The sequence below is a fragment of the Brumicola pallidula DSM 14239 = ACAM 615 genome (genome assembly GCF_000428905.1).
GTDB lineage: Bacteria > Pseudomonadota > Gammaproteobacteria > Enterobacterales > Alteromonadaceae > Glaciecola > Glaciecola pallidula.
In genome coordinates, this window is sequence record NZ_KE386817.1 from 1 (window position 1) to 15,479 (window position 15,479).

The window sequence follows — 15,479 nt, forward strand, 5'->3', positions numbered from 1 at the left end:
GCAACAGCAAACGCCACACTAAAACAAATGGACGGCTTCGCCATCCGAGCTATCCATCCCCGCCCTGAACGACGAGGCTTTCCGCTCAATTCCGGTAATATATAAAGCTGTCATATGCAGAATAATAGATAGTCCGGCGGTCTCTACCTGTATGCATAGTCATACCGGTAGCGTTTGCGTTGCTTGTCATTGATAGCCTTGCCAAGTAGCGATTATTTATACCGGTTATTTTTGCTTAGCGAAAGTTGACACAGCTACTGCTGCTGCAGTTGCGCTGCAGGTAGTAATAAAACATCCCCAAGCCCAATCGATCAATGATATTTTTAACGACCAATTGGCTAGTATCGCATAATTCGTTAGGTTGTATGTACCATAGGCCGCCAAACCGAGTACAAAGCCTCTAAAGGCAACAACAGGTACGACCTTAGGTGCGACTTTAGGTATGAATTTAGGTATGAATTTAGGTATGAATTTAGGTATGAATTTAGGTATAACTTTCGAACCTTCAGGTGTTGCCATTACTAAGTGATTAAAACTTGGCTGTACGGCCAAAATAGTGATGCTCAAAGCGTAAATGAGGTAAAAGCTAAGCCATGGCCAAACTGGATACGCCACCCTTAACATACCTTGCATTTCTTGCTGATAAATTTCATCTGCAATCAGCCCCAACCAAATAGCGTCCATTAAGCCAAAACATAGGATAATGGATACCAGTGAGATAAGTATCGCTTTTAACATCCCGTTAATCCTTCTTATAAAGTCGGATATTATAGCTTTCTTACGTTATCACCGCTATCCCTGTCAATAAAGCGAACAAAGGGGTCTATGCCGACATAAGAAAATGACGATTTAGTCTTAATGGTAATGGTATTGGTATTTTCACCTGACGTTAAACGGTGTTTTTGACGATAAACCATCTTATTTTCACTGCTAAAATCATTAGGATCTTGACTGAATAAAATAATGTCAACAAACTCATCAAATGGCTGTTCTGTTTCTTCACCTTTACCATCTGCTTCAAATTGTGTTGCCGACACCGTTAAGGTTACACTGAATTCATCGTCTTTTTGTTTATTTACGACTGTATCGACTATCTTCAAGTCATAAATACTGATTTGATTGAACTGAGTATCGATAAATGCATGGTCCTCTTGCAAAGCAACAGACTTTAGCGCGGCAACTAAATCAAGCGTGGTAGGATGCACCGTATCACTAAACTTATACTCGGCAATAAGTGCTTTTAAGGCTTTATTCATATTCTGCTCGCCTATTCTGTCACGCAAAGCCATCATAACAATCGAGCCTTTGCGATAGTGAATATACTGCTGATTTTCTGCCCGCAGCAGAGGCATTTCCTCTAGATTTTCGTTGGCTCTCCCACGTAAATAACTGTCTAGCTCGAAAGTTAAGAATTTACGTATTTTTTCTTCCCCATATTGCTTCTCCATGACCATTAAAGCGGCATATTGTGAAAGTGATTCAGATAGCACGGCACTACCTTGCACATTTGCTCCATTCAGTTGATGACCAAACCATTGGTGCGCAACCTCATGGGCGGTTATATAGTAGACAGGATCGATTTCTTTCTTGTCACGCAGGTCCGTAATAAAACCGATATTTTCCGAATAAGGCACTGTATTGGCAAAACTTTGTGCAAAGCTTCGATAGCCCGGATACTCAATGATACGCAGTTGCTTATGTTGATAGGGACCAAATGCTTGAGTGAAATAGTCGAGCGAATCTTTGCTTGAATCAATCATACGCTGAACATTCCAAAAATGTTCGCGGTGATAATAAACGGCAATTTCAACACCGTTATGCATTTCTGTCTTAACCTCAAGCTTGGCTGACATTATATTAAAGAAATTCACCATAGGGCTGTCCATTGCATATTCGAAATAACGACGCCCGTCTTGCTCCCATTCCTTCTTCAAGTACCCTGGTACGATCGCAAATTGGTCGGCACTGGTCGACAAGGTGGCTTTAAAGTCTATTAGCGTTGTTTGTGGCCCGAAGAAACTTTCATTGTAACGAGTCGAATCTTCAAGCAGATAAGCTCTTCGAGGAGGCCCCAATTCACGTTTTCTGCGTTCGTGTTGATCGCCAATATAAAAGCCTTGATTTACCCCAAATGAAGGGTATAAGCTGAAGTTAGAAATAAAAGTACCATTGCTAACCACTTCTGTATCCTCGCCCCTGTCTTTAAATCCCTTATGCTCTCGCACAACTTTAATAGTTCCGTTGCGCTTTTCACCCGGTTGCATCGGTTTATCAAAAGTAAACCAAGCAACGTCAACCATCTCTCTTTTACCCAGACTACCGCCTTCAATTTGCACCTCTGAAACAGGACTGAAATTTGGGTGGTTGACTAAAAATTTTTCGATGGATTTATTGGTTCTATTTTCGACTATGATTTTGGTGATGGTTTCGACTCTGCGTGCACTTGGGAAAATAGCGATTTCAGCATCTACTGAAATAATAATCGGCGTGGGATCGTCTTCAAATTTAGCGAATTCTTTTTCATAAAGCTCTCTATCGTCGAGTGCTTCATTTTGAGTAGTAAATTTATTCAGTACTTTTGTGTTGTAATGAATAATTGAACCAGAGCCAAGAAATAAGAGCAAACAAACAGAGATAGCAGTAAAGCCACCTCTACCAATTTGATAGGGCAGCATCTTAAATCTAGCCCGCAATCCGCTATGCGGACCGCGGTGCCATAAGCTGAAACTCACTATACTAAATACCACCGCGAGTGACGACCAATATAATAAGTACCAATTTTGGGTTGTTAACGTCCAACCATAACCATTCATGTCGGAATATTGTAAAATGGGTGCTAGGCTGTATTGGAACATATTATGTTCAATGCCTATTTGACTGAACACGATGGAAACAAAGAAATAGCCAACAAATAACAACATGCCTATGTACTTACTCGGGCTCATTGTTTGTAACAAAAACGAAAGTACGATTAGCAGAATCAAACTACTTGCCGCGTAGTAAAATAAGGATACAACATATTGAATTATATCTAGGTTGCTATAACCTAAAATTAGTTGATTAAAGATTGACGCCAGTATGCCGATCAAAAATATGCTAATAATCACTAAGCAAACCGCAATAAACTTAGAAAGCCAAAAGGTTATGTTAGCCACTGGCATACTATCAGTAATATCGCCCATACCAACTGTACGTTCACGCCAAACAACTTCAGCACTGTAATAAGTAATGACAATAATATTGACCAATCCAAAGGCATTCTGAATAAGCTGCACCATCGTTTGCGTCAAAGGCCAATTGGACGCTCCGTAAAGACCTATTGGGTCAAGAAACTGAGCAATTAAATTGAAAGCACAAAACAACATAAGAATAGGAAATGCAGGACTAAATAAGATTTGTTTTATTTCAAATTTAGTTCTTGTCACAAATTGCTGAATACCTGAGCCTGGTTGATATTTTACTTTGCTTAGCGTTGTAGTTGGTGTTTCAACAAACGTGTTATCTTTATTCTTCTTCTCTTTAGTCGACTTCATTGTTAACGGCGAAAATATTTTGCCAAAGCCCAACAAGCTAGCGACACCAAGCGTAATCCAAAGCGCTCTATTAGTAATCACTTCTGCGGTCAACTGCACCGTCATTGTGTTTTTATCAAATGGGGTCCAATAACTCGTCACTTCGCTGAACGTATTGATGCCGAACGGATCTATAATTGCGAGGATCTGACGTTGATTTGGTTCATCGAAAATTGCCGATGATACAACGTAAATGATCAACAATCCTAACGCAGTAAGATACACCGCCATAATACTTCGAAAACGTAATGCTACAGCGTAAAACAAAGTGGATAGAACAAAAATACTGGTGACTGAATAAATAAAAAAAGGAGCAAGGTAAGACACTAAGTTGAATTCTCCCAACCTCTCTTGATCCAACCATGGCATTAGAGAACCGATAAGCAGGGCAAGTGGCACCATCGAAGACACGCTCACGCACACAAGAAACGCACCAAAAAAGCGCCCAAGTTGATAAGACATTGGCGGGATCGGTTTTGTACAAATAATTTCTGACATCATGGAGGTGTCATTTCGACTGGCTGTATTGGCAACGAAATTGACCACCACAAACATGGCAAAGAGGCCAAAGGTGAGCATTGTATTGGCAATTACATAAGGGCTATTTAAATTAGTATTACCGCCGGCCCCAGCAGTAACTTCTTCGATAGTCATGATTAAAAAAGGCAGTAAGAAAAACACCAAACAGGTGACAATAAAAGAAGGTTGTTTGATGTAATAACGCCATTCAAACGCGAGCATCTTTAAAAACATGATAGTCCCTTAGATCGCGTTAGTGCGTTGTTGATGTAAGGTAGAAAAGTAAACATCTTCTAAATTTGTTGGCGCAGACTCAAAGCCTTCAGGTGGTATGTCGGCCATGACATGAACGACAGTTCTGCCGGCAAACAAGCGTTTAGATATTAATGCCATATTTGCTTCAATTTCTTTTGCTTCATCCATGCTGACAATTTTTCGCCAAATTTTTCCTTCGAGGTTATTGGTTACTTCAATCGGATTCCCTTGCAATAGTATTTCGCCGGCACCTAATACCGCCATATCAGCACACAATTCAGATACGTCATCCACTATATGGGTGGACAAGATAATGACTTTGTCCTCCCCCAGTGTCACCAATAAGTTATGAAAACGATTGCGCTCTTCTGGATCTAGCCCCGCAGTTGGCTCATCCACAATAAGCAGGTCCGGATTTCCCAGCAAGGCTTGAGCAATCCCAAAGCGTTGCCGCATTCCGCCTGAAAAACCACTCACTGCATTTCTACGATGTTGAAAAAGATTAACATGAGCTAGCAAACCGTTAACTGCCTCTTGGCGTTCGGCCTTATTCGCAATACCTTTTAAAATAGCCAGATGATCAAGTAAATCATAAGCACTAATACGCGGATAAACGCCAAAATCCTGAGGCAAATAACCTAAACGTTGACGCAGCTCATTAGGTTGCAACAACACATCAATACCATCAAAGGTAATAGTGCCTGCATCAGCCGGTTGCAGTGTTGCTATGGTTCTCATTAACGACGACTTACCTGCACCATTGGGGCCTAACAAACCAAACAGACCATTAGGAATAGTAATGTTCACATCATTTAATGCGTTCACCCCATTGTCGTAGGTTTTTGTAATACCGGAGATACTTAACATAGCGTCCTCTTCAACCGTTTATTATTATTTTATAGCGCACTTTATAGAGCACTTGACACATCACTTTATGATCGCTTTTATGGCAAAATCAGACAAATAACCACAAGCTAATCCGTAACATGACTGTTTTCAACTTATCTAAACTAACAGCGTCAGAATGAAAATTGAACAACTGATGGATAAATTAGCGGTTTAATTAGTATCTAAATGTTACCAACAATAAAAACGGTCATTTCGATGTCGAAATGACCGTTTTTAAATACAACATAAATAGTCTGTGGGGAGCTAGTCGGAACTAGCGAGAAAGACTCGTATACTCATCGTAAGTCCCTTTGAAGTAGTTAAGTTTTTCGTCTTTAACTTCAATGATGCTGGTTGCCAATGTTGAAACAAACTCTCTGTCGTGGCTAACAAAAATGAGTGTACCGTCGAAGTTTTTCAACGCTTTATTGAGTGCTTCAATCGCTTCCATGTCCATGTGGTTAGTAGGTTCATCCATAATAAGCACATTAATATCTAACATCATCAACTTACCAAACATGAGTCTGTTTTTTTCACCACCTGAACATACATTCACTTTTTTGTTAACGTCATCAGAAGTAAATAGTAAGCGACCTAATATTGCTCTTACGGCCAAGTCATCATGTTTTGGCGTTCGCCATTTAGACATCCAATCAAACAAAGTAATGTCAGCCGAAAAGTCCTCAGTGGTGTCTTGCGGGCAGTAACCGATAGTCGCATTTTCCGACCATTTCACAATGCCGCCATTGACTTTTAATTCTTCCATTAAACAACGCAAAAACGTCGTTTTACCCGCTCCATTTTCACCGATGACGGCTAATTTTGAACCCGCTTCTAGGAGAATTTCATTACTTTTAAATAACGTTTCGCCATCAAAACCATGCGTTATATTAGTTAGTTCAAGTGCTAAACGATGCAGTTTTCTATGCTGTTTGTAATTAATAAACGGTGTTTGACGGCTTGAGGAAATAACTTCAGTTAATTCTATTTTTTCTAATTTTTTGGCGCGAGATGAAGCCTGCTTGGCTTTTGAGGCATTTGCAGAGAAACGTGCAACGAACCCTTGAAGCTCCTCAATTTCAATAGATTTTTTATCATTTTCACGATGTATTTGTTCTTGCGCTAATGCAGCTGCTGCCATATACGACTCATAGTTTCCTGGGTAAATGCGCAATTCACCAAAGTCGATATCGGCCATGTGTGTGCAAACTGAGTTTAAGAAGTGGCGATCGTGGGACACGATAACCATGGTACATTTACGTTGGTTCAAAACGTCTTCTAACCACTTAATGGTGTAAATATCCAAGTTGTTAGTTGGTTCGTCTAAAAGTAAAATATCTGGGTTTGAAAATAACGCTTGGGCGATAAGTACTCTTAACTTCAAACCTGGCGCAACTTCAGACATTAGGCCAAAGTGGTACTTTTGATGAATACCAGCTTCGACTAACAGTTCAATTGCTCTTGCTTCGGCAGTATAACCATCCATTTCAGCAAATTCTGACTCTAAGTCTGCTACCTTCATACCGTCATCTTCAGACATTTCTGGTAGAGAGTAAATTCGGTCTCTTTCTTGTTTCACTTCCCAAAGATTAGCATCACCCATGATAACTGCGTCAACCACTGAGAACTTCTCAAAGGCATATTGGTCTTGACTTAAGGTTCCTAATCTTTCACCTGGGGTGATAGATATGTTGCCTGAAGTCGGTTGCAGCTCGCCTGTCATAATTTTCATGAAGGTAGATTTACCACAGCCATTTGCACCGATTAGTCCGTAACGATTGCCGTTACCGAATTTAGCTGATATGTTTTCAAAAAGTGGCTTCGCGCCAAACTGCATGGTAATATTTGCTGTAGTAATCAAAGAAACGTCCGAATATAAAAAATTATTAACGTGGCAAAAAGCGTTGCGCACGATTGTTGAAAATCGCGCGCACTATACATGATTATTGCTGTTTATTAAACCAAGAATAGCGCATGAATGGCTTTCATTTGGGCCGCTTGCAATTGATAAGCGGTATAAAGTTGCTAACCCTTAGTATATACTCGCCTTTTTTATTCCGTGACAAGTAAATTATGATCCACAATGACGTTCTACGCCGCTTACGTTTCGCCCTGAAACTTAACGATGGTTCTGCTATCGACCTATTTAAGTTGGCCAATTACGACATGGAAACCGAATACTTACAGCGAATAATGAAAAAAGAAGAGGAACCTGGCTTTATTCTTTGTCGTGACAAAATCATTTCTCTGTTTTTAGACGGCTTGATTATTAAAAGACGCGGCAAGCAAGAAGGGATTGAGCCTCAATTGCTAAAAGGCGAAGAGCGTTTAAGTAACAACGAAATACTACGTAAAATTAGAATTGCGATGTCTTATCGTGATGACGATATGATTGAAGTCCTTAAATACGCCAACTTTCGATTTAGTAAAGGTGAGCTATCGGCGCTGTTTCGCAAACCTGATCACCGCAGCTACAAGGCTTGTGGCGATCAGCTTCTAAGAAACTTTCTACAAGGCATGGTTAAAAAATACCGTCCCGACGCCAAAAAATAAGACGCCAAGCTTAATCTACAAAGGTGTCAGTCTATTTTGATAACCGCTATACTGCTGTTGTCTAGAGAACCTAAAAACAAATGACCTTGAAATTCTATTGCCGTAGTGATGCTTTGATAACCTTTTGCAGATTGCAGGTTTTGGATGACGTCGCCTTCAGGTGTAACACCAATCACAAAGCCATAATGAGAACTGGCTTTTAATAGGCTCTTGGGTACACCGCCGATAAGCCTGCGTAGAAACGGGTTTTGCGCTAAGCCTTCAACCAAAGGGTCGCGCAAGGTAACGAGTGAAACCCAAAAGATACCATCTTTAAAGTATAAATTGTCCGGCATTGCTGGAAGTTGCTCAATGAAAATATCACGGCTGCCGGCTTTATCCCCTTGCAACCATAAACGATGAATTTTGGCTTTACCCGTTTCATTTATTAGCACAAATTCATCATTGGGGCCAACGGCAACGCCATTGGCAAAAAACAGATTGTCCATTCTTAAGCGTGTTTCGCCCGTTGTAGGATTGTAGCTCAGTAATCTGCCTGTTGAGCTTGCTTCCAAAAAATCATAAACAAAATTAAGCATATCGAACCTAGTCGATGCATCACTAAACCAAATAGTCCCGTCGTTAGCAATGTCGAGATGGTCAACAAAAAGTAGTTTTTTACCCTCATATTCATCTACTAAAACACGTATATTACGCTGTTTATCAATGGATAAAATACCCTTGACTGCATCGGCAACAATTAAGTTGCCTGCAGCATCAAAGCGCAAACCTAAAGGTCGCCCTTGTGTATTAGCAAACTCCTCAAAAGCGATACCACCAGAGAGTGAATTTTGCGCGTTAGAAGTTATGCTCGAGTTGCTATATGCTGCTAGTAAGTCCGCCACCAGCGCCCTTACAATTCGGCCATCATCATAGCCCGTATACAAATAGCCATCTTCACCAATAACAATATCTTCAGGGCCTTTGCCGACATCGACCAAGAACTGCTGTTGTATGCCAACACTATCTCGCTCGAAGAGTCCATCGTTTGGCGTATAGACACCAGTTAAGCCGTTATCCGGATCGGGTGACCACGCCACCGGCCTAACGGGTGAGATTAGCCACATAATCAGTATTACTGAGCCTAAAACGAGAAATATAGCTAACAAGGTTTTTTTCATTTAATGTCGTCCGCTGTCGCATCTATTGGAGGAAATGGTTTCGCTTTGTATTCAGGAATAGGTTGTTCTTTAATTTTTTCTTGTAAATAAGCAATGCCTTTATTTAACTGCGCATCAATGCCTTTATATGTAGCGTGTGGCATATTGTTGACTTCAATGTCTGGCGAAATACCACGCCCTTCTGTGATCCAGCGCCCGTCCATCGCAAATACTGGGAATTCAGCTACCCTTGCCATACCGCCATCAACAACCGAGTTACCGCCACTGAGCCAAACACCAGCACCTGCGGTTTGTTTTCCAATTACAGTGCCTAAATCTAAGGCTTTAATTCCGGCAGTAAATGTTTCACCATCTGAATAAGTGAACTCATCCGCTAACACCACCAAATGGCCTCTAAAGGCTTGCTGCATATTGGTCGAACGTTGGCCATTGGTGCTTTGCCAAAATGACCATGCGCGTCTTAATAGTTTTTCAATAATAATACTATCGATATTACCTCCTCTATTGCGGCGTACATCAATAATCAAACCCTGTTTTTTATATTGAGCGTAAAATTCCTTTGCGAAGGTGGACAGATCGCTTCCTGTCATTGCATACAGATGCAAATAACCGATATCTTGGTCTTGCTCAGCAACTTTACTTGCATTCGAATAGACCCAATTGCGGTATCTATAGCGCCCTTCATTTCCACTCGATTCAGGTTTAACAATGGTATTAATTTGTTCACCATTACGTTCCAAAGTTAATAAAACCTGCTTGCCTGACTGAAACTTCAGTTGTTTAACTAAATCAGCAACGGTTGTGATGGCCGTATTGTTGATTGCTTTCACAATGTCGCCGTTCATCGCATTGACGCCGGGACTGGCCAAGGGCGAGGCTTCATCTGGTAATTCAGGATCGTGCAGGTAAATATGCGAAACCAAGACGCCATCGACAGAGTCGAGAAATGCAGCACCTAACGAAGACGAGGAAGCGGTCTCATCATTGTCGATAATGTCACCACCTCTTACTTGCGAGTGCAAGGCATTCAATTCACCCATCATTTGCTTAAAAATATCGTTTAGCTCGCGCCTGTCTGTCAATCTTTTTAATAAAGGTTCATACTTCGCTTTAGTAGCCAACCAATCGACACCACGCATATCCGTTTCGAACAACGAATCTCTGTGCATAAGCCAAGCATCTTTAAATATTTGACGCCATTCATTACGAGGCTCAATTCTGATTTTCCAGCCTTGAGTCTGCACCATATTGTCTCGCGCATTACTAGGGAAGATCGAGCCCGCAGACACTACATACATTGAAGTAGCAGCGCGACGACCTTTCTGTATGAGGATTGATTCACCGTCTTTAGACAGTTCGTAAGCACTAATTGCTGATGTATAGGTTTTTAAAGAGGGGTCATATTTAATCCCAATTGACTTTAAATCAGGTCTTGAATTAGGTTCATTCACTTGGTCAATAACGTATAAGAAACGAGAATTCGCGGACAGCTGTGAATAATTACCCGCACTTACCGGTACTTTCCAAAGCCGTTTCTGAATACCTTGCCACGTAATCTCGATTGATGTTTTTTGATCTGCGTCAGCGTTTTTCTTAGATGACATTTGGTCTTGTAACTTATCGCTTTCATCTTGCTCGTCACTTGGGAACGCATCATCCTCATTTTCTTCAATTTTATCAACGTCTTCATCGTCAGTTTTAGATAATAATCCGATGCGTTCCTGAGGTTGTGCAAATGGAAACTTTGAGGCTGCGTTTAATGCAATAGCATAGATTTCTGCCTTACGATCAAACGCAGGCCCCATATTTCTATCACCCCATGGACTGTTCGGGTTTGCATTAAAGTTTCGGTCTGATAAAAAATACAACCACTTACCGTCGGCACTAAATGTAGGTGAGTATGATTCATACTTCTGACTGGTTAGCGTTTCTGACTTTTCTTGTGATAATGAATGCAGTATCACTGACGTACGCTCGTTACCCGCCTTAACGTAAGCAAGCGCAATGGTATCGTTATCTTTGAACCAGTTAAAACTGCTAACGCCAGAAGCAATGTTATTCAATAATAGGGTATTTTCACCCGATGCAATATCTAACAGGAACAACTCCCCCTGTTTTGTATCATGCGCGAGTTTTGAGCCATCGGGCGACAACCACATATTTAAGCGTGATGTCTTGCCATCATTAGTCAATTTTTTTGGCGGTGTTTGACCATCTAACCAAAACTGCCAAACTTCACTTTCACCACTGTCGTCATTGAATGTAAAAACCGATTTATTATCGATATTGAGGATTGCATTTCTGCTGCGAGACGTCGGCTTTGTATTGATTTCTACCAGTCTTTTAGTGTCTGTCCCGGCGACGGCAATTCTGCCCCTGGCGGTTACAACGACTTTATTGCCTTTTGGCGATAATGAGACGTGCGATAGGCGCTCGAGTGGCTTTTCAATCCAGCGTTCACGCAAATGCGGAAAATCTGACGTGAGTGCAATACTTACTTTTTCACTGCTATTTTGCACTAGATCTAAGATAATAATATCTGCACCAAGTTGATAGGCAATTGTGCCATTGTGCATAGAGGCACTGCGAACTCCCCATTCAATATATTTGGTGACGGGTTCAGCGTTTTCGCCATTTAATGACATACGCCATAAATTGTCGATACCGCTTTGGTTGCTAATGAAGTAGAGGTGTTGATTAAATAGCATCGGATTTTTTACCGACCCAGTGTGCGCCTCGGTTAATTTTGTCGCTTCCTCTACATTATCCAAGTTATACTGCCACAGCTCACCCGTTGCTCCACCTTTATATTGGTTAGCATTATCCGTTGATATTTGCAGGCCATGCTGCACAAAATAAAGCGTATTGGTTTTATCATCAATAACGCCTTCTACCGCATCTGAGACTTGAATATTATTAACAACTAAGGTCTTAGGATCGACTGTTTTAAGCACCCAACTGTTCGCGGGGCCCGTAATCGTTGTCGATGTTGCATATACAATGTCTCCGCTTTGGGTCCACCCTTTAACCATTGCTCGGCTATTTTCAAACGTAATACGTTTTGGTGCACCGCCTGTTACAGAGGTTAAATACACCTCAATAGTACCTTCATAATTTGCAGAAAAAGCCACCTGTTGACCACTTGGTGAAATGAAGGGCGTTATTTCTTCAGCAGAATGCGTGGTTAGTCTCACCGCTTCATTTTTTACCAATCCACTTTGATGATTGACTCTCCATAAGTCGCCTTCAGCAGCAAATACAATTGTATTATCGTGAATACTAGGGGTTCTAAAATAACCCGCATTAGATACGTCTATTGATGCAATTGCTTGACTTGATAAAATACTAAGTCCGATTGAAAAAAGAGCTAGCTTCGAAAGTGAATATCGACATATTGGTATCATGACTTACCTTGCATTTATTTATAACAGCGGAGGTGACGTCAACCTCAAGCTATGTTTACTTTTAATGGGGTCGTTAGATTTGTATTAACGACAAAGGTTACTGTGAGACGAAATCATCTATTTCGCTCATTACTGCCCCATGCTCATTTGATGGACACGAATATTCTCTATTTCAGCAATGCGCAGCTGATCGCTAATTTGCTCGCCTACGCAGCCATTCAGTATGGCCTGTTTAACTATCTTTTTTGTATCAAGCTTTTTTAAAGATAACAAATACGACTTTGCAATGTCAGACTGCGGATAAGGTTTATTAACCAATGTAGGCCCTCTTCCTTGAGCGTCACACCGACAAGCATCTAAGAATTGAAAGAATCGAAGCTCATTTTTCAGTACGTTCATATTATCAATTAAAAAGACATGTAGTTTTTTAGGTGTTAACTCTCTAATTCTGTGACATTGAGTGTGGTTATCACTCGTCAGCTTGGCTATTTCTGTGAGTTTCTTAGGTATTTTTAAGCGCTGACAAAAGCGCTCAATGACCTCAATTCCGAGCTGTTCATGTTGGTACAATTTTGCATATCTTGCAAACGCTACGGGCTTACCAAAATCATGAGTTAACGCCGCAAATCTGGTCGGTAAGTCAAAGTGTAAATCCGCTGCACGCTGCAAAACTAGCATCGTATGCACAAACACGTCACCCTCAGGATGATGTTTAAAGGGTTGAGGAACCCCTCGCATATTTGCCAGCTCTGGGAAAAGGCCAAAATCTATCAGTGTTTCGAAAAACAAATACGGGTAAGGCTCCATCAATGCCCGCTCCGTTTCTTTGTATACCCGCTCTGCTACCAAGTGTGTTAGTTCACCATTATTAAACATATCAGACATGAGCTGTTTTGTTGACTTATGGATTTGCCATTGTGGTCCTAAACGCGCATAAAAACGAGCCACTCTCAATACTCTAACAGGATCCTCAGCAAACGATTCAGTAGTATGTTTTAACACTTTATTGATAAGATCTTCTTGACCATTGTAAGGGTCAAAAATGCGTCCATATTTATCCATCGCCATTGAGTTAATGGTTAGATCACGGCGCGCTAAGTCATATTCCAACGTGATATTTTTATTCGCATCTGCAGCAAACCCCCGATATCCATTACCTGTTTTACGTTCAGTTCGTGCCAGCGCATATTCTTCTTTTGTTTTGGGGTGAAGATAAACTGGAAAATCATCACCTACTGATTGAAAGCCGAGACCTTCCATATTTTCTGTGCTTTCACCTACCACCACAAAATCTCTATCGTTGCACGCAACGCCTAACAGTTTATCGCGCACAGCCCCACCTACAAGATAAACGTGTTGGAGTTCTTTTGGTGCATCAAATTCAATAGTAGGCATAGTAATTAGCGGTTTCCTAGCAGTAACGATAACTGTGTTGTAATAGCTGTGTTGTAATAGCTGTGTTGTAATAGCTGTTTGCGATAACTGTTTGGTATAATAACCCAAATTTGAATCAGGTTGTTAACGTGACACGCTATAGCGACTTAATTATCCCCTTAATTACTGTAAAGGTCACTACAACCGCCAAATGTTAGGCGAAAACCTGCGATAAAAGTAAAGTGTAAAGATAGTGTAATGTAGATTGTCGTTTACAGCAGCTAGCAGTATGCTGAATCGGTAACTATTTTGAGTCTAGTGGGCTGGTCTATAAGCAGTCCGTAGTGGGCTGGTCTATAAGCAGTCCGTATAAGAACATTAAATTTTTTGAGTAGAATATGCAAAAAAGTTCCCTGTACATCGCGTTTAACCGCTTTGGTTATGGTGCGACACCTGCCTTAGCGAAGTTGAATATTCAAGATCCAAAAAAATGGTTATTAGATCAGCTCCGCGATTATTCTATTCAAAACCCTAAATGGACAAGTGAACAGGCCCTCAAACAAATATTCGCCTACCGACATGATAGAAAAATGATACAGCAATCTGCGGAAAATAATAAAGCGATAACGTCGCTCAAAGACAAACGTCGAGAAATGATCAACAGCAGCAAAAAGCTCAGTGCACAAATCATACTACAAGCGATCCAAACCGAACAACCATTGCAAGCACGGCTACAAGACTTTTTTGCTAACCACTTTAGCCTTAGTAATACCAATGCGAACATGCGAACAATCGCCCCCACATTAGAATCTGAAGCGATAGCGCCGCATCTAAATGGTTATTTTGCCGACATGTTAGTATCAGTTACTCGGCATCCAGCGATGTTATATTACTTGAATAATGAGAGTTCAATTGGGCCTAACTCAGCACTCGGCCTGAAGCGCCAAAAACGTGGATTGAATGAAAACTTAGGTCGCGAAATTTTAGAGTTGCATACATTGGGGGTTAATGGGGGTTATACACAAAGCGACGTGCAGGCCCTTTCAAAATCCTTAACCGGTTGGAGTATTGGGGGTAAGAAAAAGCGCGAAGCACTGGGTTTTGTGTTTAAAGCATATGCACACGAACCTGGAGAAAAAATATTATTAGGCAAACGTTACGCTGCTGCAACGCGTAATAGTGATCAACAAGCTGTTGATATGCTTAACAGTCTTGCAACTCATGATCAAACTGCACAGCATCTATCGTATAAGATCGCGAAACACTTTATAGCTGATTCACCACCGCAAACGCTGGTTCAGCAAATGGCAAAACGTTGGGTAGATACCAGAGGTCATATCCCAAGTGTCGTGACAATCATGATTGGACATCCATTGAGTTGGTTGCCAAAGTCAAGCAAGTTCAAAACACCCAGAGAATACGTCATTTCACTGCAGCGAGCTTGCCAACTTAGAAACACCAAACCAGATATTCTTAAAACCTTAGAAATATTGGGACAAGCACCCTACTCATCCGGCTCGCCCGCTGGCTTTTCTGATAACGCACAAGATTGGGCAAGTGCATCTGCGCTTATGGATCGCATTGAATGGGCTGAGCATATCGCGGGGCAAGTTAAAATGTCGCCAATTGAGGTTGCAATGGTAGCGTTGGGCGATTTATTGAGTCCCTCAACAGCCCAACATATAATGCGTGCAGAGAGTAAACAACAGGGCTTAGCGATATTATTTATGAGTCCAGAATTTTTGAGGAGATAA

At 41.1% G+C, this 15,479-nt stretch carries 9 protein-coding genes; 2 read left to right on the forward strand and 7 right to left on the reverse strand.

Annotated elements, in window-relative coordinates; translation table 11 throughout:
- Positions 1-225: 225 nt before the first annotated feature.
- The 4 genes from G399_RS0117805 to G399_RS0117820 all read right to left on the reverse strand — a co-directional run bounded on the left by G399_RS0117805 (position 226) and on the right by G399_RS0117820 (position 7,095).
- Positions 226-738, reverse strand: coding sequence for a DUF2177 family protein (locus tag G399_RS0117805; RefSeq protein ID WP_006011528.1), 513 nt, complete (start codon positions 736-738; stop codon positions 226-228).
- A 29-nt stretch (positions 739-767) separates the two neighbouring features.
- Positions 768-4,325 carry an ABC transporter permease/M1 family aminopeptidase gene (locus G399_RS0117810; protein WP_006011530.1) on the reverse strand — a complete coding sequence of 1,186 codons (3,558 nt, stop codon included), beginning with the start codon at positions 4,323-4,325 and terminating at the stop codon, positions 768-770.
- A 9-nt stretch (positions 4,326-4,334) separates the two neighbouring features.
- On the reverse strand, positions 4,335-5,213 hold the full coding sequence (locus G399_RS0117815) for an ABC transporter ATP-binding protein (protein WP_006011532.1): 879 nt from the start codon (positions 5,211-5,213) through the stop codon (positions 4,335-4,337).
- Positions 5,214-5,508: 295 nt separating this feature from the next.
- Positions 5,509-7,095, reverse strand: coding sequence for an ABC-F family ATPase (locus G399_RS0117820; RefSeq protein ID WP_026843856.1), 1,587 nt, complete (start codon positions 7,093-7,095; stop codon positions 5,509-5,511).
- Positions 7,096-7,307: 212 nt separating this feature from the next.
- On the opposite strand from G399_RS0117820, the gene G399_RS0117825 reads away from it, so the two are divergent.
- A complete protein-coding gene (locus tag G399_RS0117825) occupies positions 7,308-7,787 on the forward strand; it encodes a YehS family protein (RefSeq protein WP_006011536.1) in 480 nt (159 codons plus the stop codon).
- A 26-nt stretch (positions 7,788-7,813) separates the two neighbouring features.
- On the opposite strand, the gene G399_RS0117830 is transcribed toward G399_RS0117825, so the two are convergent.
- From G399_RS0117830 to G399_RS0117840, 3 genes are all read right to left on the reverse strand, one after another.
- Complete coding sequence (locus G399_RS0117830; protein WP_006011537.1) at positions 7,814-8,947, reverse strand: SMP-30/gluconolactonase/LRE family protein; 1,134 nt, start codon at positions 8,945-8,947, stop codon at positions 7,814-7,816.
- The gene (locus tag G399_RS0117835) at positions 8,944-12,351 is read right to left on the reverse strand and encodes a S41 family peptidase (protein WP_006011538.1); all 3,408 of its coding nucleotides are present in this window, start codon (positions 12,349-12,351) and stop codon (positions 8,944-8,946) included. Before G399_RS0117835 ends, G399_RS0117830 begins: the two co-directional genes overlap by 4 nt.
- 129 nt (positions 12,352-12,480) lie before the next feature.
- Entirely contained in the window at positions 12,481-13,746 is a 1,266-nt protein-coding gene (locus G399_RS0117840) for a multifunctional CCA addition/repair protein (RefSeq protein WP_034897669.1), read from the reverse strand.
- Between the two features lie 377 nt (positions 13,747-14,123).
- Between G399_RS0117840 and G399_RS0117845 the strand changes: the two genes are divergently transcribed.
- A complete protein-coding gene (locus G399_RS0117845) occupies positions 14,124-15,479 on the forward strand; it encodes a DUF1800 domain-containing protein (protein ID WP_006011542.1) in 1,356 nt (451 codons plus the stop codon).

Coding starts and splice junctions, on each gene's coding strand:
- G399_RS0117825 (WP_006011536.1), top strand. CDS start 7,308: ATGATCCACAATGACGTTCTACGCCGCTTACGTTTCGCCCTGAAACTT.
- G399_RS0117805 (WP_006011528.1), bottom strand. CDS start 738: ATGTTAAAAGCGATACTTATCTCACTGGTATCCATTATCCTATGTTTT.
- G399_RS0117835 (WP_006011538.1), bottom strand. CDS start 12,351: ATGATACCAATATGTCGATATTCACTTTCGAAGCTAGCTCTTTTTTCA.
- G399_RS0117815 (WP_006011532.1), bottom strand. CDS start 5,213: ATGTTAAGTATCTCCGGTATTACAAAAACCTACGACAATGGGGTGAAC.
- G399_RS0117830 (WP_006011537.1), bottom strand. CDS start 8,947: ATGAAAAAAACCTTGTTAGCTATATTTCTCGTTTTAGGCTCAGTAATA.
- G399_RS0117845 (WP_006011542.1), top strand. CDS start 14,124: ATGCAAAAAAGTTCCCTGTACATCGCGTTTAACCGCTTTGGTTATGGT.
- G399_RS0117810 (WP_006011530.1), bottom strand. CDS start 4,325: ATGTTTTTAAAGATGCTCGCGTTTGAATGGCGTTATTACATCAAACAA.
- G399_RS0117840 (WP_034897669.1), bottom strand. CDS start 13,746: ATGCCTACTATTGAATTTGATGCACCAAAAGAACTCCAACACGTTTAT.